Origin of the sequence: Nevskia soli DSM 19509 (genome assembly GCF_000711955.1) — a bacterium.
Classification (GTDB): domain Bacteria; phylum Pseudomonadota; class Gammaproteobacteria; order Nevskiales; family Nevskiaceae; genus Nevskia; species Nevskia soli.
On record NZ_JONR01000007.1, the window covers coordinates 175027 to 195447 of the forward strand.

At 67.7% G+C, this 20421-nt stretch carries 19 protein-coding genes; 11 read left to right on the top strand and 8 right to left on the bottom strand.

Annotated elements, in window-relative coordinates:
- Positions 1-63 precede the first annotated feature (63 nt).
- Positions 64-1983, bottom strand: a complete 1920-nt coding sequence (ilvD, locus tag BP26_RS0104140) for a dihydroxy-acid dehydratase (RefSeq protein WP_084182787.1) — start codon at positions 1981-1983, stop codon at positions 64-66.
- 395 nt (positions 1984-2378) lie between these two features.
- On the opposite strand from ilvD, the gene BP26_RS0104145 reads away from it, so the two are divergent.
- The 6 genes from BP26_RS0104145 (at position 2379) to lysM (ending at position 6164) form a co-directional block, all read left to right on the top strand.
- Complete coding sequence (locus tag BP26_RS0104145; protein ID WP_029919320.1) at positions 2379-2864, top strand: hypothetical protein; 486 nt, start codon at positions 2379-2381, stop codon at positions 2862-2864.
- 51 nt (positions 2865-2915) lie between these two features.
- The gene (locus BP26_RS0104150; protein WP_029919321.1) at positions 2916-3170 is read left to right on the top strand and encodes a type II toxin-antitoxin system HicA family toxin; all 255 of its coding nucleotides are present in this window, start codon (positions 2916-2918) and stop codon (positions 3168-3170) included.
- Complete coding sequence (locus BP26_RS0104155; RefSeq protein ID WP_029919322.1) at positions 3167-3502, top strand: type II toxin-antitoxin system HicB family antitoxin; 336 nt, start codon at positions 3167-3169, stop codon at positions 3500-3502. Before BP26_RS0104150 ends, BP26_RS0104155 begins: the two co-directional genes overlap by 4 nt.
- 171 nt (positions 3503-3673) lie before the next feature.
- On the top strand, positions 3674-5089 hold the full coding sequence (locus BP26_RS0104160; RefSeq protein ID WP_281172677.1) for an AAA family ATPase: 1416 nt from the start codon (positions 3674-3676) through the stop codon (positions 5087-5089).
- Positions 5090-5189: 100 nt separating this feature from the next.
- Positions 5190-5411, top strand: a complete 222-nt coding sequence (locus BP26_RS29165; protein ID WP_157572346.1) for a hypothetical protein — start codon at positions 5190-5192, stop codon at positions 5409-5411.
- A 252-nt stretch (positions 5412-5663) separates the two neighbouring features.
- Complete coding sequence (lysM, locus tag BP26_RS0104170) at positions 5664-6164, top strand: peptidoglycan-binding protein LysM (RefSeq protein ID WP_029919324.1); 501 nt, start codon at positions 5664-5666, stop codon at positions 6162-6164.
- 202 nt (positions 6165-6366) lie between these two features.
- Here the strand turns inward: lysM and BP26_RS0104175 are convergent, their stop codons facing one another.
- The 3 genes from BP26_RS0104175 to BP26_RS0104185 form a co-directional block, all read right to left on the bottom strand.
- On the bottom strand, positions 6367-7149 hold the full coding sequence (locus tag BP26_RS0104175; protein ID WP_029919325.1) for a TatD family hydrolase: 783 nt from the start codon (positions 7147-7149) through the stop codon (positions 6367-6369).
- Positions 7150-7389: 240 nt separating this feature from the next.
- On the bottom strand, positions 7390-9228 hold the full coding sequence (locus tag BP26_RS0104180) for an HTTM domain-containing protein (RefSeq protein ID WP_029919326.1): 1839 nt from the start codon (positions 9226-9228) through the stop codon (positions 7390-7392).
- A 173-nt stretch (positions 9229-9401) separates the two neighbouring features.
- Positions 9402-10049: a hypothetical protein gene (locus BP26_RS0104185; protein WP_029919327.1), complete on the bottom strand. Its 648-nt coding sequence runs from the start codon at positions 10047-10049 to the stop codon at positions 9402-9404.
- 256 nt (positions 10050-10305) lie between these two features.
- Here BP26_RS0104185 and BP26_RS0104190 point away from each other — a divergent pair, with 256 nt between their 5' ends.
- The 3 genes from BP26_RS0104190 (at position 10306) to BP26_RS0104200 (ending at position 12142) form a co-directional block, all read left to right on the top strand.
- The gene (locus tag BP26_RS0104190; RefSeq protein WP_029919328.1) at positions 10306-10989 is read left to right on the top strand and encodes an alpha/beta hydrolase; all 684 of its coding nucleotides are present in this window, start codon (positions 10306-10308) and stop codon (positions 10987-10989) included.
- Positions 10986-11636: a DUF3047 domain-containing protein gene (locus tag BP26_RS0104195; RefSeq protein WP_051748247.1), complete on the top strand. Its 651-nt coding sequence runs from the start codon at positions 10986-10988 to the stop codon at positions 11634-11636. The genes BP26_RS0104190 and BP26_RS0104195 overlap by 4 nt, the downstream gene beginning before the upstream one ends.
- Positions 11637-11707: 71 nt before the next feature.
- Positions 11708-12142, top strand: a complete 435-nt coding sequence (locus BP26_RS0104200) for a tellurite resistance TerB family protein (protein WP_029919330.1) — start codon at positions 11708-11710, stop codon at positions 12140-12142.
- A 7-nt stretch (positions 12143-12149) separates the two neighbouring features.
- Here the strand turns inward: BP26_RS0104200 and metW are convergent, their stop codons facing one another.
- The 4 genes from metW to proC form a co-directional block, all read right to left on the bottom strand.
- Positions 12150-12773 (bottom strand): methionine biosynthesis protein MetW, encoded by a 624-nt coding sequence (gene metW, locus BP26_RS0104205; protein ID WP_029919331.1) that lies wholly within the window; start codon positions 12771-12773, stop codon positions 12150-12152.
- A 783-nt stretch (positions 12774-13556) separates the two neighbouring features.
- Complete coding sequence (gene metX / locus BP26_RS0104210) at positions 13557-14726, bottom strand: homoserine O-succinyltransferase MetX (RefSeq protein WP_029919332.1); 1170 nt, start codon at positions 14724-14726, stop codon at positions 13557-13559.
- 1 nt (position 14727) lies between these two features.
- Positions 14728-15282, bottom strand: a complete 555-nt coding sequence (locus BP26_RS0104215) for a YggT family protein (protein WP_029919333.1) — start codon at positions 15280-15282, stop codon at positions 14728-14730.
- A gap of 15 nt (positions 15283-15297) precedes the next feature.
- Complete coding sequence (gene proC / locus BP26_RS0104220) at positions 15298-16128, bottom strand: pyrroline-5-carboxylate reductase (RefSeq protein WP_029919334.1); 831 nt, start codon at positions 16126-16128, stop codon at positions 15298-15300.
- A gap of 129 nt (positions 16129-16257) precedes the next feature.
- Here proC and ilvA point away from each other — a divergent pair, with 129 nt between their 5' ends.
- Both ilvA and BP26_RS0104230 read left to right on the top strand, forming a co-directional pair.
- A complete protein-coding gene (gene ilvA, locus BP26_RS0104225; RefSeq protein WP_029919335.1) occupies positions 16258-17796 on the top strand; it encodes a threonine ammonia-lyase, biosynthetic in 1539 nt (512 codons plus the stop codon).
- Positions 17797-17957: 161 nt separating this feature from the next.
- Positions 17958-20381 carry a putative bifunctional diguanylate cyclase/phosphodiesterase gene (locus BP26_RS0104230; RefSeq protein WP_051748252.1) on the top strand — a complete coding sequence of 808 codons (2424 nt, stop codon included), beginning with the start codon at positions 17958-17960 and terminating at the stop codon, positions 20379-20381.
- Positions 20382-20421: the final 40 nt, after the last annotated feature.

The window sequence follows — 20421 nt, forward strand, 5'->3', positions numbered from 1 at the left end:
TGAGTCCCTCACCCCTGCCCCTCTCCCGGAGGGAGAGGGGAAAGCCCGTGTGTTTGAATCGCCTTAGCTGCGCGGTTCCTTGATCGGCGCCTGCGCGGGCTTGGCGGTGGGGCCTACGCCGGGCAGGCGGATGCTCGACAGGTCGCGCACCGCGCCGCGATCGGCCGATGTCGCCATCAGCGCGTAGGCCTGCAGGGCTTGCGAGACGTAGCGCGTGCGGTTTTCCGGCTGCCAGCTCGCCGGGCCGCGCGCTTCCATCGCCTGGCGGCGTGCCGCCAGCTGCTCTTCGCTGACCACCAGGCGGATGCTGCGCTTCGGGATGTCGATGGCGATGGTGTCGCCGTCCTCCACCAGGCCGATCATTCCGCCTTCCGCCGCTTCCGGCGAGACGTGGCCGATCACCAGGCCGGAGGAGCCGCCGGAGAAGCGGCCGTCGGTCAGCAGCGCGCATTGCTTGCCCAGGCCCTTCGACTTGATGTACGAAGTCGGGTAGAGCATTTCCTGCATGCCGGGGCCGCCGCGCGGGCCCTCGTAGCGGATGACGATGACGTCGCCGGGCTGCACCTGGTCGCCGAGGATGCCGTCGACGGCGTCTTCCTGGCTTTCGAACACGCGGGCGCGGCCGGTGAATTTGAGGATGCTGTCGTCCACGCCCGCGGTCTTGACGATGCAGCCGCGCTCGGCGATGTTGCCGTAAAGCACGGCGAGGCCGCCGTCCTGGCTGTAGGCATGGGCGCGGTCGCGGATGCAGCCGTTGGCGCGGTCGAAGTCCAGCTTGTCGAAGCGGCGGTTCTGGCTGAAGGCCACCTGCGTCGGCACGCCGCCCGGCGCGGCGAGAAACATCTGGTGCAGTTCCGCGCTGTCGTTGAGCAGCACGTCATTGGCTTCGATGGCCGCGCCCAGGCTGGGAGCGTGCACGCTGCCCACCGAGGTATCCAGCAGACCGGCGCGCGACAGCTCGCCGAGGATGGCGAAGATGCCGCCGGCGCGGTGCACGTCCTCGATGTGGTACTTCTGCGAGGCCGGCGCCACCTTGCACAGGCAGGGCACGCGGCGCGAGATGCGGTCGATGTCCGCCATCAGGAAATCCACGCCGCCTTCCTGCGCCGCCGCCAGCAGGTGCAGCACGGTGTTGGTGGAGCCGCCCATGGCCACGTCCAGCGTGATCGCATTCTCGAACGCCGCCTTGGTGGCGATGGAGCGCGGCAGCACGCTGGCGTCGTCGTTCACGTACCAGCGCTTGCACAGCTCCACCACCAGGCGCCCGGCCTTCAGGAACAGCTCCTTGCGGTCGGCATGGGTGGCCAGGATGGTGCCGTTGCCCGGCAGCGACAGGCCCAGCGCCTCGGTCAGGCAGTTCATCGAATTGGCGGTGAACATGCCCGAGCAGGAGCCGCAGGTGGGGCAGGCCGAGCGCTCGACGGCGGCCACGTCCTCGTCCGACACGTTGATGTCGCCGGCCTGGATCATCGCGTCGATCAGGTCCAGCTTCACCACCTCGTCCTTGCCGTGCTTCGAGGCAATGACGCGGCCGGCTTCCATCGGGCCGCCGGAGACGAACACCACCGGGATGTTCAGGCGCATCGCCGCCAGCAGCATGCCCGGCGTGATCTTGTCGCAGTTGGAAATGCACACCATGGCATCGGCGCAGTGCGCGTTGACCATGTATTCCACCGAATCGGCGATCAGCTCGCGCGAGGGCAGCGAATAGAGCATGCCGCCGTGGCCCATGGCGATGCCGTCGTCCACGGCGATGGTGTTGAATTCCTTGGCCACGCCGCCGGCCGCCTCGATCTCGCGGGCGACCATCTGGCCCAGGTCCTTCAGGTGCACGTGTCCGGGCACGAACTGGGTGAAGGAATTGACCACGGCGACGATGGGCTTGCCGAAATCGCCGTCCTTCATGCCGGTGGCGCGCCACAGCGCGCGGGCGCCGGCCATGTTGCGGCCGTGGGTGGAAGTGCGGGAGCGATAGTGCGGCATGGTCTGGCCTGCGCGAAGAATGCGGTGGGGTCTGCAATTCTAGCCCGTATTGCCCGCGGAAACAGGTGCGCCGGGGTGCCCGGGCGGTCAAACCTGCTTTGTGATGAAGGGGTTAGCGGGCACGGAGCTGGCTGCCTTGCGCCGGAAGCCGTGTTGCGTGCGTGCACGTGCGGGGGGAGTTGCGCGCGCACGCGCCGGGTGCGGGCGGGGCAGGGTTGCCGCCCCGGCGAAGGCGCCCGTCGTTTATCCCGCCGGTGGGCGCGGGCATACTGGCGCACCCCCTTCTGGCCGCGCGGCGGTAAAGGAAGCCGCGCCTGCCGACCCAGCCCAAGCCCAAGAAGCCGCCCGCGCGGGGCACGCCCACGCTGCGCCTGACGGCGCGGCACCGTGCGCTGGTGCTGGAGGACCTGCTCAACATTCCCGCGCGTGATCCGCGGGCTGCCGCGCTGATCAAGCAACTGGAAACCCTGCTGGCGGTGGGCCGTGCGGAACTGACGCGCGTAGCCATGGAGCCGCTGGCGCCGCATCTGCGCGCCGAGATCAAGCCCATCGCCGCCGCCGCGAAGAAGCTGGCGGCCCTGCTCGATCCGCAACAGCACACTGGCGCCGCCCGCTCGCGCCTGGCCAAGCACGGGGGGCCGAACCCGGACCTGCTGCGCAAGCACCTGGCCGGCCTGGAATTCGCCTGCGCACAGGCCGACAAGGCGCTGCTGGCGCAAGGCAAGGGCAGCGGCGGCGAATTGCGGCGGCGGCAGAAGCAGGTGCGCGACACGCATCGGCGCATGCACAGCAGCTTCTTCGACCGCTGCGCCGTGGACGGCACCGCCGAGGACAAGCAGGAATTCCTTGAGCTGTGCGAGAAGTATCTGCGCGCCGCATAGGATGAAGGATGGTAATTGTAAGTAGTATCTATTAGTGATACTATTTGGGTGGTGAAACGCAAGCATGCCAAAACCCTTGCCACGATCTTCGCGCGCCCGACCTCGGCCAATATCCAGTGGCGTGATGTCGAGGCTTTGTTCAAGTCCCTCGGCGCGGACATTGAAGAGCGGGAAGGTTCGCGGGTTGCGGTGATCCTGTTCGGTGAAGTCCAGGTATACCACCGGCCTCACCCGGAGCCGACAACCGATAAAGGGGTGGTGGCCAGCGTTCGCAAATGGCTGGAGTCACACGGAGTTATCCCATGAACAACGTAATGAACATCGAGGGCCACACGGCCGTCATCACCTTCGATCCTGAGCTGAACCAGTTTCGCGGCGAATTCACAGGGCTTAACGGCGGCGCGGATTTCTATGCAAGCAGCGTTGACGCATTGCGCAAAGAGGGGGTGCGTTCGCTCAAGACGTTCCTGGCGGTATGCAAGGAGCGCGGCATCGAGCCGCGCAAGACATTCTCCGGCAAGTTTGTAGTCCGGGTTCCGGCGAATCTGCATGCCCGTGTCACCGAGGCGGCCAGCGCCGCCGGCGTGAGTCTGAATCAATGGGTGCAGCAGGCTCTTGAGCGCGAGGTTCACCCGTAGGAGCTGTAACGGGCCGCTCAAAATCGCGTCAGGCAATCCGCAACAAGCCTTCCATCGCGCCCCGCCGAAAGCGGGTATCCGCCACCCGCATTCACTCCGGCCGCCCCCGGCAAGAGGCATAAAACAGCAGGCGTACTTTCCATCCGGAGCACGCCCATCAGCACCGTTTCCATCACCGCCAGCCGCTCTCTCCACGCCCCCGGCAATACCGACGCGGAGCATTTCGTCCTCGGCGCCCTGCTGAGCCGGCCGCAAGCCTGGCCCCAGGTGCGCGGCCTGGTCCAGGCCGAGGACTTCAGCGGGGCCAATGCCGTCGTCTTCACCGCCCTGGCGCAGCTGCTCGAAAGCGGCGCGGCGGTGGATTACGCCACCCTCGGCGAACACCTGCGCGCCTGCGGCCGGCTGGAGGCGGCGGGCGGCATCCACCACATCGCCCAGCTTCAGCTCGACGCCGTCGCCCCCGGCAATTGCGTCGCCCACGCCCGCATCGTCGCCGACTACGCCGGGCGGCGGCGCCTGCAACAGGCCCTGCGTCAAGGTGCCGATGCCTTGCAGACACAGGGCATCGGCCACATCGCGCCGCTGCTGCTGGACGAAGTGCAGCACGCCCTGCGCCGCGCCGACCCGGAGCAGGACCGCGGCCCCCGCGTCTGCAGCGCCGAGGAACTGCTGAAGATGGAGCTGCCGCCCCGGCAGGTGCTGTTGGCGCCGTGGCTGCTGTCGCAGTCCCTGGCCATGGTCCACGCCTGGCGCGGCGTCGGCAAAACCCACTTCTGCCTCAACATCGCCCACGCCCTGGCCAGTGGCGGCAGCTTCCTCGGCTGGCGCGCCGTCGCCGCCGTGCCGGTGCTCTATATCGACGGCGAAATGGCCGCCGTCGATCTGCAACAGCGCCTAGAGCAGATCGTCGCCAGCAGTCCCATCCGCATGCCGAAAAACCACCTGCGCCTCATCACCCCCGACCTGCAAAACAACCAGCCGGTACCCGACCTCTCCACCCACGAAGGCCAGCAGGCCCTCGAATCCCGCATCGGCGATGCCCGCGTCATCATCGCCGACAACATCAGCTGCCTCGTCCGCCAGGGCAAGGAAAACGAAAGCGAGAGCTGGATGCCGGTCGCCGCCTGGGCCCTGCGCATGCGCGCCCTGGGCCGCAGCGTCGTCTTCGTCCATCACGCCGGCAAGGGCGGCCAGCAGCGCGGCACCTCCAAGCGCGAAGACCTGCTCGATACCGTCATCGCCCTCAAGCGCCCCAACGACTACCGCTCCGAACAGGGCGCCCGCTTCGAAATCCACTTCGAGAAGGCCCGCAGCCTCCATGGTGGCGATGCGCAGTCCATGGAAGTGCAACTGGAGAAACTGCCGGACGGCACCCAGCGCTGGTCCTCACAATTCTGCGCCGACCAGACCGAGCAGCAAATGATCGAACGCGCCAACCTCGGCCTCAACTACACCGAGATCGGCCAGGAACTGGGATGTCATCGCTCGACGGTGATGCGGACGTTGAAGAAAGCGGCGGCGGAGGGGCGATACAAGCCCGCTATCGGCGGGAAGGAGGAGCAGCTTGTGCTTGGGGAGGGGGCTTGAGGGGAGTGTTGCGTGCGTGCGCGTATAGGGGGATGCACGCACGCGTCCGGATGAAATTCGTAGGGCGGCTCCGCGACCCGCCTGTCGCGAAGAGGACGCGGTGAACGGCGGGTCGCAGACCCGCCCTACGGTCCTGATTGGTTTAAATGCCGCAGCCTGTTTTGGCGCGCCAGAATTGCTCCTGGCATCGGGTTTGGCTGCTAGTGGAGTGAAAATGGTGGCTGACAAGATCGACGAATTGAAAGAACAGAATCAGCTTAGGGAATTCAAGCATTACTTTCTTTGGAAGGTGTCCCACGATGCTGGAAAGCGTAACTCGTAGGGCGGTGCATCGATCCGCCTGTCCCGAAGTAGCCCCACGGTCCCGGATGATGGGCGTGTTGCAGCGTGCGTATGTATGGGGATGCACGTACGCACGTTTGAATGCGGATTCACGGCTCGCCGGCTCGTGCGAGCCCCGGGTAACGTTGTATGTTTCACGGGCTACGGCGCCTGGCCGCGAAGTGACATATTGAAGTCATTGCCGATGCGCTAAGCTGAACCCGCGTCGCATCCACCACACGGAGGTAGTGCCATGGGTCTGTTCAGTTTCGTCAAGGCGGCCGGGGAAGCGTTGGCGGGCGGCAAGCCGCCCAGCGCCGAGAGCCTGGTCGAGCACATCAAGGCTTTGAACCTGAAGATCGACAAGCTGTTCATCTCCTGGGACGGCAAGACCTGCATCCTGTTCGGCAACGTGCCCGACCAGGCGGAGAAGGAGAAGGCGATTCTCGCGGTGGGCAACCTCAGCGGCGTCGACCAGGTGGTGGACAAGCTGAAGATCGAGGCGGGCGCCGGTGCCGGCGGTACCAGCACCGCGGCGGCGGCGCCGGAAGTAGTTGACCCGTCCAAGGAGCCGGCCGGGCAGAGCGATGCGGCGTTCTATACGGTCAAGTCGGGCGACAACCTGTCGAAGATCGCCAAGGAGCACTACGGCGACGCCAACAAGTACCCGGCGGTGTTCGAAGCCAACAAGCCGATGCTGAAGAGCCCGGACAAGATTTATCCCGGGCAGGTTTTGCGTCTGCCGAAGTTGTAGGGGGCGCCGGACAGGTCGTAGGGCGGGTCTGCGACCCGCCGATCGTGAAGAGCGCTCGGTGAACGGCGGGTCGCAGACCTGCCCTACGGTCTGGGTTGCTCCGGGTTTGGCGACCAAAGTGGATTCATCCAGAACTCGGTTTCGCCGAAGCCTGGATTCCCGCGTTCGCGGGAATGACGATACTTGCCGGTCGGGAATTTCCTCAGGTGATCCCGAATAGCCGCCGCGTATTGGCGGCGGTTTGCGCCGCCAGTTGCGCGGCATCATCGCCGCGCACTTCGGCGATGGCCTTCAGCACCCAGGGCAGGTAGGCCGGTTCGTTGCGGCGGTCCTTCGGCGAAGGCTTGATGCTGCGCGGCAGCAGGTAGGGCGCGTCGGTTTCGATCAGCAGGCGCTCGGCGGGGATGCGCTTCACCAGTTCGCGCAGGCCCAGGCCGCGGCGTTCGTCGCAGACCCAGCCGGTGATGCCGATGTAGCAGTCCAGCGCGAGGTAGGCGTCGAGGGCTTCGGCGTTGTCGGTGAAGCAGTGCACCACGCAGCCGGGAATGGCGCGGCGGTAGTCGCGCAGGATGGCGTGGAAGTCGGCGTGGGCGTCGCGCTGGTGCAGGAAGACCGGCTTGTCCGCCTGTATGGCCAGGCCCAGTTGCGCGATGAAGGCGCGGCGCTGGTCTTCGTGTGGCGAGTGGTTGCGGAAATAGTCCAGGCCGCATTCGCCCAGGGCCACCACCTGCGGCTCGCGGGCCAGTTCGGCGATGCGCGCGGCCAGCGTTTCGTCCCACTCGGTGGCGTGGTGCGGGTGCAGGCCGGCGGTGGAATAGAGCCGGCGGGGATGGGCGCGCGCCAGCTGCAGCGCCTGCTCGTTGCTGGCGGCGCTGCTGCCGGTGACGATGATGGCTTCGAGCCCGGCATCCCAGGCGCGCTGGAGGAGCGCCTCGCGGTCGGCGTCGAAGCTGTCGTGCGCGAGGTTGGCGCCGATGTCGATCAAAACGTGTTTCCTATCAACGTAATTCAAATCGTAGGGCGGCCCCGACACGGTGTTTGCGAAGCAATGGGCGCGGGAGGGGCCGCTGACGCCCGCGCTAACTGTATCTTACGGGGCCGCATCCGCCCGCTCCCGCACCCACCGTTCCGGGCACCGTGTCGCGGGCGGCCTGTGGCCGCCGGCTTTTTTGCATTTGAATGCGGCGCAGCGGCGGCCACGGGCCGCCCTACAAAAGCGGCGGCTTCAGTTGGCGTGCAGCGGGATGATTCCATCCGAACCGGGGACGGGATCGCTACCGCATTCCTGCCGCCACAGGATGCGCTGCTCCACGGCGGCGGGTGCCTGCCCCGGCGGCGGCGACAGTTCCAGCATGTAGATCATCTTGAAGCCCTTCAGCGCCTGTTGCGCGGGGTGCGCGCTGTTCCACTGGCGGCACAGGTAGCGGCCGAAGTAGGGGCGGTTGTTGGCGTACTGCGGCAGCCAGAGGTTTTCCTCGTACTGGTGCCAGCGGCTGTCCGGATAGCTGCTGGAGATGGTTGCCGGCTTGTCGTAGCTGATGCCGGAATGTCCCGGGCGCAGCACGTCGAGCTGCGTGCCGTCCGCCAGTTCGCCGGGGAAGACGAACCAGCCGTCGTCCTTCGAAGGCGCCGGGGCGAACAGATTCCACTGCTGGTCGATGCGCAGCAGGCGCAGCGGCGGCGTCAGGGCGCGGTGCAGCAGTTGCGGCAGCCAGTGCACGGTGCACAGGTTCCAGGCCAGCACGATGAACAGGAAGAATCCGGCCAGGCGCTGCATGAAGCGTCCACCTTCCAAGGCGGTCTCGCGGTAGGGCAGCAGCGCGCCGGAGAGCTTGCCCAGCGCGCCGCGGCGGCGGCCGACGAAATCGTACAGCGCGTTACCCGGCGCCACCGCCCAGCCTCCGGAGAGCAGCCAGCCCTTCCAGGCGAACAGGGGCGAGCGCCGCAGCAGCAGCACGAACGCCGGCCATTTCAGGTAGGCGTGGTCGTCGTGGTCGATGACGACCCAGGAGCGGTTCGCTTCCAGCAGCGCGCGGGCGCGCGGGTAATCCTGTGCCGGCACGATCTCGGCGCGGGGCAGGATCAGGAAGGTGCGCAGCAGCAGGCACTGCTTCAGGCAGAACTCGCAGTCGCGGTCGTAGTAGAGGCGCAACGGCAGGGTGCCGAGCGCCTGCTCGCGGCGCTGGGCGCGCCCCCCGAGCCCGTCCCAGATCCAGCCGCCCGCCAGCACGGTGAGCGCGGCAAGACTGACACAGGGGAAGACGCCCAGTTCCAGGCACAGCAGCAGGCCCAGTTGCATGGCGGTGAACAGCAGCATCACCAGGAAGCGCAGCGGACGGCCCAACACCGGGGAGAACACCAGCAGGGGCCCGAACAGTTCAATGAACCAGATGGCATAGGTCAGCACCGGCAGCAGGTCCGCGTACTGGCGCAGCCACAGCCCGGTTGGTGTGGCGTAGCGGTCGAGCTGGAGGGCGTAATACACCGCGCTGCCGTCCGGCCACCACTCGGCGCCGCTTTGCAGGACGGCGCCGAAGAAGTAGACCGACATCACCTGCACCAGCAGCGCCGCCGAGGCCCAGGACAGGTACTGATGGTCCCGCGGCGGCGGCAGCTTGCTGAGGGCGGCATCGACGCTCCAGCGCGCCCCCAGCGGCAGGAACAGGCTCCAGAACAGCAGGCAGACCGCCAGCACGTCGCCGCCGTTCAGCACCAGCTCGTTGCGGTTGAGCAGCGAGGCTTCCAGCACGAAGCAGAGCAGGACGGCGAGGCGCGTGCGCCAGCCCAGCAGCAGGGCCAGGGCGGCCAGGGCCTGCAGCGCCAGCAGGGCGATGGCGAACCAGGCCTGGCCGTTGGCCAGGTAGAGCGAGGCGCGCCAGGATTCGCCATAGGCCGCCAGCCAGCTGCGCGGCAGCACGCCGCCGTCGCTGTAGAGGCTGCCGGCGTCGCCCACGCGGCGGCACAGGTCGACGAACAGCACCGCGCCGAGCGCGGCGCGGAACAGCGCCAGCGTGCGCAGGTCGATGCCGAACATCAGCGGCAGGCGGGAGCGTAGCCAGTTCATCGCCGGTTGATTGATGGGGGAGTGGTCCTTTGTTCCATGATATATGCAGCCACGGCGGCCGTCCCGTCTTCGGCGCGCCGGCGGACCGCGGAGCGTCGGCCCGGGGCGGCTTGTCCGAACGTGCAAACAAAAAGGGGAGCCCGGAGGCTCCCCTTGAGTCGGTGCGGAGCGGCTCAGCGGCGGCTGAGGTCGCCCATGTGGCCGGTGCCGCCGTCGAGCCACTGGATCTGCTCGGGGGTGACCTGCTCGTAGTTGATGCCGCTGCCGTCCGAAGTCAGGCAGCCGCTGCCGATGACGCCGAGAATGCAACCACCGCCGCTGCTGGAACCGGAACTGCTGCCCGGCTTGGCGTCCGGGCTGTCGTGGCCCTTGGTGGCGTCATAGATCAGGTAGCCGGCGCCGCCGACACCCACGGCCAGCAAGGTCCAGTCGAAGAACGACCAGCCGGAATCGCTGCTGCCGCCGGTGCTGGAACTGCTGCCCGAGCTGTCGCTCTGGTGCAGCCGCAGGTTGCGGCCGGCGAAGGTGATGCCGCTGGCCGAGGCCAGGGTCTGGCCGCGGCTGTCGTGATCGAGCTGCAGCACGGCCGGCAGGGTGCCGAAGCTGCCATCGCCGGCGCGGCTCTCATGGTCGAGGCGCAGGCCGTAATGCAGGGGGGCGGGCATGGTGCGGTCGTTGTGGCCGCCGAAGCTGTAGCTCAGGTAAGCGCGCGCGGCGGGCTGATCATGGAACTGCTGCTGGTACTGTTCCGGATACGAGGCATCCGCAAAGGCCGCACCCATGGTGGTGGCCGCAATGATGGCTACAAATGTCTTACGCATCCTGATCTCCCCGCGCTGGCATGTTTTTTAGTCGCGCCTTGCCGCTCGTGGCGCGTTGCCTTTGCACTATAAGGGCCGGTGCGCAGGCCTGACAAGCCCGTCACGGCTCCGCCGTGGGCGGCCGGGCGCGGCGGGGACATGGACCGGGGCGGCATGGAAATTGAACCCTGGAAGCTCCGGGCCGGTCATACCCGGCGCATGCCCGGCCAGCCGTGGCATGCTTGCACCCCGATCAACGCATCCACCCAGCCTGAAGATGCCCCCCCATACCGTCGATCTGCCCGCTGATCTGCCTGCTCCGGGTGAAACCCGGCAATTGTTCGTCGACGGCCCGGCCGGTCGCCTGGAAACCCTGCTCGCCGCGCCACGCGAGGGCGCCCCGGTCGGCATCTGCGTGGTCTGCCATCCGCATCCGCAATTCGGCGGCGCCATGAGCAACAAGGTGGTGTACGCGCTGGCCTCGACGGCGTTGCAGGCCGGATTGCTGACCGCGCGTTTCAACTTTCGCGGTGTCGGCCGCAGCGAGGGCCAGTACGACCAGGCGCGCGGCGAGACCGACGATGCCCTGGCGGTGACCGACTGGCTGCGGCGGCAACTGCCGGGGGTGCCGCTGGTGCTGGCCGGCTTTTCCTTCGGCGCTTTCGTCAGCCTCAAGGCCGCGGCCGAGGCCCGGCCCGCGGCGCTGGTCAGCATCAGCGCGCCGTTCGGCAAATATGTGGAGGGTGCCGCGCCGCCGCCCCATCCGGGGTGCCCCTGGCTGGAAGTGCACAGCACCGACGACGACGTGGTGAGTTACGAGGAGACCATGGCCGCGCTGCAAACCTATACGCCGCCGCCGCAACTGGTGCGCTTCGAGGGCGCGGGACATTTCTATCATGGCCGCTTGACCGAACTGCAGCAGGCGGTGCTGCCGTTCCTGCAGCAGCATCTGCAGGCATGAGGGCGCTGGCTTTGTGGGGGCTGTGCCTGTGCACGGCGGCAGCGGCGGATGGCCCGCCGCGCTTCTCCGTCGGCGGCCTCGACGGCTGGACGGCGGAAAAGATCCTGTCGGTGAAGCCCACTGCGTACTCGGTGGTCGAAGACGCCGGCATCAAGGTGGTGGCGGCGCAGTGCGAGGACAGCGCCTCGTTCGAGGGCTGGGCCGGCGCGATCGACCTGAAGCAGACGCCGATGCTGGCCTGGCGCTGGAAGATCGAACATCTCTTCACCGGACTGGACGAACGGGTCAAGGGCGGCTCCGACTTTCCCGCGCGGGTGTATGTGATCGCCGGCAAGCGCTGGCTGCCGTGGAGTTTGCATACCCTGGAATACGCGTGGTCCAACGGCGAGTACAAGGCCGCGTCCTGGCCCAGCCCCTACTCCGGGGCGATGGGGCAGGCGGTGATCGTGCCGGTGCGCGCCGGTGCCGAGGGCATCGGCGAATGGCGCGAGGAGCAGCGCGACGTGCAGGCCGACTTCAAGCAGTTCTTCGGCATGGATGTCGACAAGATCGGCGCGGTGGCGGTGATGAGCGACTGCGACGATTCGCACGGCAAGGCGCACGCCTGGTTCGGCGATGTGCAGTTCGGTGCGCGTGGCGGGAAGTGAGCGGCGTGGTTTTGGTCATCCCGCTTGTTAAAATCGCCCCTGCCGAAAAAATGAATCCCGAAGTGTGAAACATGCTTGATCGATTGCTGGCCCTGCTCGGCGGCACCGCTCCCGCCGCCCGCGAAGTGCCGAGCGAGCCGCTCGCCGTGGCCTTGCTGCTGCTGGAACTGGCACGCTCCGATTTCGACTTCCCGGAAGTCGAGCGCGACAAGATCCGCGACCTGCTGGCGCAGCGGTATCAGCTGGATGCAGCGCGGGCGGACGCGCTGCTGCAGCAGGCCCAGGCCACCACGCGGGAGGCGGTGTCCCTCTACGACTACGTCAAGGCGCTGAACGACCGGCTCGATCCCGCGGGCAAGCTCGGCCTGATGGAGATGCTGTGGCAGGTGGCCTATGCCGACGGCCGGCTCGACAAATACGAGGAGGGCCTGCTGCGCAAGCTGGCCGGGCTGCTCTACGTGTCCGACGCGGATTTCATCCGCGCCAAGCTCAGCGTGACCGGCTGAGGAATTTCTATCCGACCGGTACGATATTCGCCGGCTTGCGCAGGCGGTACAGCGCGATCTCGCAGAAAAGCCCCGGCAGCAGGGTGATCGCCGCGCCGCGGTGATGCGCCCGGTCCAGCAGCACGCGCTCCAGCACGTTCCAGCCGGACTTGCGGCACAGGTCCTCGAAATCCGCCACCGTGCACAGGTGGATGTTCTCGGTATTGAACCACTGCGCCGGCAGCGCCGGCGTCATCGGCATGTGGCCGTTCATGATGGCCCAGCGCGCGCGCCAGTGGCCGAAATTGGGAAAGGTGACGATGGCCTCGCGGCCGACGCGCAGCATCTCCGCCACCGCCAGGTCCGGCCGCGCCAGCGCCTGCAGGGCCTGGGTCATCACCACGTAGTCGAAGGAGCCGTCGGCGAAATCGGCCAGGCCTTCGTCAAGGTCGGCCTGGATCACATTGACCCCGGCGGCGACACAGGCGGCGACGTTGGCCGGGTCGATCTCCAGGCCGTAGCCGCGCACGCCGCGTGTCCGCGCCAGGTGTGACAGCAGGGCGCCGTCGCCGCAGCCCAGGTCGAGGATGCGGGTATCGGGTTTGATCAGGTCGCCGATGATGGCGAGGTCGGGGCGCAGGGCTGGGTTCATGTTTTTATGCCTGCTGCTTCGGGTTGTTCTGCATCTGCATGCTCTGCTTGTTCTGCTCTGAAACTTTCGCGTACGCGCTAGCGCGCGAGGCATTGGAGTCGCAGATTGAAATTGCGGTTCCGCCTTGAAGGCGGGTTACTTTCTTGTCTCCAGCGACAAGAAAGTAACCAAAGAAACACCGCCCCGATGTCTGCGCCGTCCAATCGCGGAGCGATTGGACGGTACCCTGCGCTTCTCGCTCGCGGCGGGTTTCACAGACAGGCCATCCCTGGCCGAGAAGCGCAGGGGTGAGGGCCTGTTGGAGTGACTCAATGTCACTCCAACAGGCCCGAACGCCCGGCCATGGATGGCCGGGCCGGGGGTGGGAAAGAGCAATGAAGCCTCGCCAGGGACGGCAAGGATGAACTCGAAAACGAAATGTCGGCGCAGACATCGGGTCGCATTTCTTTTGGTTACTTTTCTTTGGGCGAAACCCAAAGAAAAGTAACCCGCCATCAGGGCGGAACCAGGGTTTCAGGTAGCGCAGGCAAGGAGCCGCGCGCAAGCGCGTACGCCGAGGTTTCAGAGTACCGATCGAATCCCGCACGAACACGTAGTCCGCTAAAACTGGATTCCCGCCTTCGCGGGAATGACGCTGGGGGAGAGGTCCGCTCCTGGCCCCTCGATACGCCCGCCTTGCGGGCACTCGGGGCGAATGGGGCTTTGTGCTGCGTGAAGAAAAAGCGCCCCTCACCCCGGCCCTCTCCCCTTGTTCATGGAGAGAGGGGGAGTAAGCCGTAGCGCTCACGTGCCCACCTCGTCCGCCACCCGCGAGAGATAGTTGCGCAACACCCGGTGATACTCCGGCAACGGCATCAGGAAATCGTCATGCCCCAGGTCGGAATCGATCTGCGCATACGTCACCTCGCGCCCGGCGGCGACCAGCGCCTTGACGATCTCGCGCGAGCGCGCCGGCGAGAAGCGCCAGTCGGCTTCGAACGAGGCCACCAGGAATCGGGCGGTGGCGCCGCGGAAGGCGGCGGCGAGATCGTCGCCGTATTCGCGCGCCGGGTCGAAGTAGTCCAGCGCCTTGGTCATCAGTAGGTAGGTGTTGGCGTCGAAGCGGTCGACGAAGCTCTGGCCCTGGTGGCGCAGGTAGCTTTCCACTTCGAATTCGACGTCGTAGTTGTAGTTGAACTGGCCGTCGCCGTCGCGCAGCACGCGGCCGAAGCGCGCGCGCATGGCCTCGTCCGACAGGTAGGTGATGTGGCCGAGCATGCGCGCCAGCTTGAGGCCGTGCGAGGGCACCACGCCGTGGGCGTAGTAGCGCCCGTCGTGGAACTCGGGGTCGGACATGATGGCCTGCCGCGCGATCTCGTTGAAGGCGATGTTCTGCGCCGAGATCTTCGGCGCGGCGGCGATGATCAGGGCGTGGCCGATGCGCTGCGGCAGGTCGATGGCCCACTGCATCACCTGCATGCCGCCGAGCGAGCCGCCGATCACCGCGGCCCAGCGGGCGATGCCGAGCCGGTCGGCGAGCAGGGCCTGCGAGCGCACCCAGTCGCGCACGGTGATGATGGGGAAGTCGGGGCCGTAGGGAATGCCGGTGGCCGGATCGAGGGTGGCCGGGCCGGTGGAGCCGCGGCAGCCGCCGAGGTTGTTGAGGCAGACGACGTGGAAGCGCCGCGTGTCGATGGGTTTGCCGGGGCCGATGGCGGAATCCCACCAGCCGGGCTTGCGGTCGCTGTCGCTGTGGTAGCCGGCGGCGTGGTGATCGCCGGAGAGGGCGTGGCAGATCAGCACGGCATTGCTGCGCGCGGCGTTGAGCTCGCCGTAGGTCTCCACCATCAGCTCATGGCGCGGCAGGGTGCGGCCGCAGTCCAGCAGCAGCGGCTGCTCGATGGCGAACTTGCGCGGAACGACGATGCCGACCGAGTCGGCGCTGGCTGCGTGCTGCGGAGGCGTCCCGGTCATTTCAGGCGAAGTGACCCAATTGGGCGCTCAATACGTGATCGATGGTCAGCAGGATCAGGATCACCGGGATCGGCGACAGGTCCAGGCCGGAGAGGGGCGGCAGGATGCGCCGCACCGGCCGCAGCAGCGGCTCGTTCAGGCTCCACAGGATGTTGGCGTTGGGATTGTTCACGCCGGGGCCGACCCAGGACAGCAGGGCCTGGGCGAAGAGGCTCAGCACGTACAGCTTGGCGGTGAGGTTGATGATGATCAGCAGGGCCAGTTCCAGCACGTCGAGCCAGCCGCTGACGTAGAAGAACACCGGCACCAGGGCGTTGAGGATCCAGACGTAGGCGATGGTCACCGCCAGCAGCACCAGCAGGCCGGCGATATCCAGGGTCTTCCAGCGCGGGATGACGCGCGCCAGGGGGCCGACCACCGGCGTGGTGACGCGCCAGATCAGCTGCGAGATCGGGTTGTAGAAATTGGCGCGGACCAGTTGCAGCAGGATGCGCAGGATCAGCACCGACAGGACGATGTTGAAGATCGCGGGGACCAGGAAAACCACGGCGTTCATTTTGTTTAAGGCTTTTCAGTTCGTGGAGGAGGCGGCCAGCTGCGCCAGTTCTTCGCCGCGCAGGCGCGCGCGAAGGTCGGCGGCAGCCAGCGCCTCCTTGAAGATACGGCCCAGGCCGGCCGCTTCAAGATGGGCCAGGGCGGCTTCGGTGCTGCCCCCCTTGGAGGTCACCTGGGCGCGCAGCACGGCGACGTCCTCGCCGGCGTCGCGCGCCATCTGCGCGGCGCCGATGAAGGTGCTGTGGGCCAGCTGCGCCGCCACCACCGGGTCCAGCCCCAGGGCGGTGCCGGCGTCGCGCAGCACCTCGGTCAGCAGGAAGTAGTAGGCCGGGCCGCAGCCGGACAGGGCGGTGACGGCGTCGATCTGCTCCTCGCGTTCGACCCAGCAGGTTTCGCCGACGCAGCCCAGCACGCCCTCGGCGCGCTGGCGCGACTCGGCCGGCACTTCCGGCGCCGCGTAGAGGCCGCTGACGCCGCAGCGGAACAGGGCCGGGGTGTTGGGCATCGAGCGCACCACCGCCGTCGTGCCCAGCCATTGCGCCAGGGTGGCGACCTGCACGCCGGCGGCCACCGAGATCACCGTGGCGCCCGGCTCCACGCGCAGGCCGCGCAGCGCTTCGGCCATCTGCTGCGGCTTCACCGCCAGCACCACGATGTCGGCGCCACGGATCGCCCGGGCGCTGTCGGTCAATGCCGCCACGCCGAAACGCTCGGCGACGCGCGCGGCGCTTTCCGCCGTACGCACCGCCACGCGCAGGCGCGCCGCCGGATGGCCGGCCGCAAGCAGGCCGCCGATCAGGCTGGCCGCCATGTTGCCGCCGCCGACAAAAGCGATGAGTTCGTGCATTGGGGGGGTGTGGCACCAGGAACTGATAAATTACGTCCCCTTATGATAAGTGACGCCGACCCCCGGCACGAACCCGTGCGCCCCGCCGAGCTGCCCGACAGCCCCTCCTCCCCCGAAAGCCGCGAGCGTTTGCTGCGGCAGTACCGCAGCCGCATCGAGCAGGCGCGGGTCTACGACGTGGCGATCGTCACCGCCCTGGAGGAGGCGCCCAAGCTGTCGGCGCGCATCGGCAACCGCCTGCTGCTGAAGCGCGAGGACCAGCAGAGCGTCTACTCGTTCAAGCTGCGCGGCGCCTACAACAAGATCGTGCGGGTGCCGGAAGCGCAGCGCGCCCGCGGCGTGGTCTGCGCCTCGGCCGGCAACCACGCCCAGGGCGTGGCGCTGGCTGCGAAGCGGCTGGGCATCCCGGCCTGGATCGTGATGCCGCGCACCACCCCGGCGATCAAGGTGGACGCGGTGCGCCTGCTCGGCGGCCGCGCCGTGCTGCACGGCGACACCTTCGACGATGCCGCCGCCCACGCCGCGACGCTGGCGGAGGAAAAAGGCCTGGCCTCGATCCCGCCTTACGACGATGCCGACGTCATCGCCGGGCAGGGCACGGTGGGCAAGGAGATCCTGGAGCAAATTGGCACCGGGCCGCTGGACGCGGTGTTCGTGCCCACCGGCGGCGGCGGCCTGCTGGCCGGCATCGCCGCCTACATCAAGGCGGTGCGGCCGGGCGTGCAGGTGATCAGCGTCGAGCCGGAGGATTCGGACTGCATGGCGCAGGCGCTGGAAGCCGGGCGCCGGGTCAAGCTGGCCCAGGTGGGCCTGTTCGCCGACGGCGTGGCGGTGCGCCAGGCCGGCGCCGAGCCGTTCCGGGTGGCGCGCGAGACGGTGGATGCGGCGATCCGCGTCAGCATCGACGAAATCTGCGCCGCGATCCGCGACCTGTTCCAGGAAAACCGCAGCCTGCCGGAACCGGCGGGCGCCCTGGCGGTGGCCGGGGTGAAGCGCTGGGCGGCCATGCACGGCGCCCAGGGCAAGACCTACGTCGCCGTGATCTCCGGCGGCAATCTGAATTTCGACCGGCTGCGCCATATCGCCGAACGCGCCGAGGTGGGCGAAGGCCGCGAAACCCTGATGGCGGTGACCATTCCCGAGAAGCCTGGCAGCTTCAAGCGCTTCCTCAAGGAGATCGGCCGCCGGCCGTTGACCGAGTTCAACTATCGCTATGCCTCGCCGGCGCAGGCGCATGTCTTCGCCGGCGTGCATTTTTCCGGCCCGGAGGATCGCGACGGCGTCATCGCCAAGCTGCGCGGCGACGGCTATCCGGTGGTCGACCTGACCGGCAACGAGATGGCCAAGCTGCATGTGCGCTACATGGTCGGCGGGCGTGCGCCGGGCCTGAGCGACGAGCGGTTGTACCGCTTCGAATTCCCGGAACGCCCCGGCGCCTGCCTGGACTTCCTCAACGCCGTCGGCGGCCGCTGGAACATCTCGCTGTTCCACTACCGCAACCATGGCGCCGCCTATGGCCGGGTGCTGTGCGGCCTGCAAGTCCCGCGGGCGGAGCGCGCCGAGTGCCGGCGCGCCCTGGACCAATTGGGATATCCCTATTGGGACGAGACCGAAAACCCCGCGTATGCCCTGTTTCTCGGCACGCAGGAAGCGTCGGCAGGCACCTGAGTCCGGTGCCGGATTGGCCGGCGGGCCAATCAAGCCGGCGGGCGCTTGTGCTTTCCGGACGCGTCATGTGGGTAAAACTGCCTATGGGGGCGTTTTCCAGCCATTGGCAGGCCGAGAATGTAAATTGAAGTCTTCCAGACGAGGGAAGCGTCTACGGACAGATGAAGCCTCTCAACTTCATGCAGGGTGGCAAGCGCGCGGTGGCGCCGGTGGCGATCATGCTGCTGGGCGTCGCCTTGTACCTGCTCGCCTGCAGTTATGCCCGCGAGAGCGAGTGGTGGGCGCCGGTGATGCTGGCCTGCGGCGCCATGCTGGGCTTCCTGTTCTACGTGGTGCTCAACATGCTCGGCGCCAACGAACGCCGGGCGCAGCGGCTCGCCACCGAGATGATGGCGGCGCAGCAGGCTTCCGAACAGCGCTTCCGCCTGCTGGTCGAGGGCGTGGCGGAATACGCCATCTTCATGCTCGCTCCCGATGGCACGGTAGCCTCCTGGAACGCCGGCGCGGAACGCATCAACGGCTACACCGAAGCCGAGGTGCTGAACCGGCCGATCGCCCTGTTCTACCCGCCCGAGGATGTCGCCGACGGCAAGCCCGACATGGACCTGCGCATGGCCGCGGCCGAAGGCCGCTTCGAGGACGAGGGCTGGCGCCTGCGCAAGGACGGTTCGCGCTACTGGAGCAACGTGGTGGTCACCGCGCTGTACGGCGGTGACGGCGGCCTGATCGGCTATTCCAAGCTGTCGCGCGACCTGAGCGAACGCCGCGAGATGGAGCAGCAGCTGGCGCAGGCCAACCGCCTGCAGCAGGCGATTCTCGACTTCGCCCCCTTCGCCATCATTTCCACCAATGCCGAAGGGGTGATCCGCAGCGTCAACCCCGCGGCGGAGCGCATGCTCGGCCAGTCCGCCGAGGACCTGGTGGAGCAGACCCGTTTCGCCACCCTGTTCGAACCGGCCGACGTGGCGGCGCGCGCCGCCGAGCTGTCGCTGGAAGCGGGCGCGCGCGTGGCGCCGGGCTTCGAGGTATTCGCCCACAAGGCGCGGCAGGGCCTCACCGACGAGCGCGAGTGGAACCTGATGTGCGGCGACGGCTCCTCGCTGCCGGCGCATGTCTCGGTCACCGGCCTGCGCGACGGCAACGGCGTGCTCAACGGCTTCCTCGGCATCGCCTACGACATCACCGAGCGCAAGCGCCGCGACGATTACACGCGGCACATCGCCCATCACGATGCCGTCACCGGCCTGCCCAACCGCGTGCTGCTGCAGGACCGCCTGCAGATGGCGATGAAGCGCAGCCGCCGCGACGGTTCGCAGGTCGGCGTGCTGATGATCGACCTGGATCATTTCAAGCGCATCAACGATTCGCTCGGCCACCATATCGGCGACCTGATGCTGTCGAAGATTTCCGAGCGCCTTGGCGCCTGCGTGCGTGCCGGCGACACGGTGGCGCGCATGGGCGGCGACGAGTTCGTGGTGCTGCTGCCCGACGTCACCGATGTGGACGGCATCAAGCGCATCGCGGCCTCCATCGTCGAGCGGGTGTCGGCGCCGATCATGGCCGGCCACCATGAGCTGCATGTCACGCCCAGCGTCGGCGTCAGCATGTTCCCCACCGACGGCCACGACGTGCACACCCTGCTGCGCCATGCCGACATGGCGATGTACCAGGCCAAGGCGTCCGGCCGCCGCTGCTTCCGTATCTTCAGCAGCGCCATGGAGCGCGCCGCGGCGGAGAAGCTGGAGCTGGAGGCGGCGATGCGCCGCGCGCTGGAGCGCGAGGAATTCGTGGTGCACTACCAGCCGCAGGTGTGCCTCAACAGCGGCCGCGTGGTCGGCGTCGAGGCCTTGTTGCGCTGGAACGATGCGCTGCATGGCGCGGTGCCGCCGAGCCGCTTCATTCCGGTGGCGGAGGAAACCGGCCTGATCGTGCCGCTCGGCGCCTGGGTGCTGCGCACCGCCTGCCGCGATGCGGTGCGGCTGCAGCGGGCTGTCGGCGCGCCGGTGCGCCTGGCGGTGAACCTGTCGCCGCGCCAGTTCCGCCAGGGCAATCTGCAGACGCTGATCGAGCAGGCGCTGGCCGACAGCGGGCTGGATCCGGCGCACCTGGAACTGGAGATCACCGAAGGCGTGCTGATGGACAGCAGCGATGAGCTGGCGGAGCGCCTGCAACGCCTGCGCGCGCTGGGCCTGGCCTTCGCGGTGGACGATTTCGGCACGGGTTATTCCAGCCTGTCCTACATCACGCGCTTCCCCATCGATACGCTGAAGATCGACCGCTCCTTCGTCAGCCGCCTGCCCGACAGCGCCGGCGACGCGGCGGTGGCGCAGACCATCATCGCCCTGGCGCACAGCCTGCGCATCAAGGTGGTGGGAGAGGGCGTGGAGACCGAGCAGCAGTTCGATTTCCTGCGCGCGCGCCATTGCGACATGGGCCAGGGCTTCCGCTTCGGCCGGGGTGGCACCGTCGACGACCTGCTGGCGCTGGATTTCCGTTACGGCGAAGTCGAGCCCTGGGAGAATCCGCAGATCTTCAAGGGGCCGCAGGAAACGGGCTTGCACCGTCTGCGCGTGGCCAACAGCTAGGCGGCGTTGCCGCCAGCGACTGGTGTCCAGTGCCTGGTAA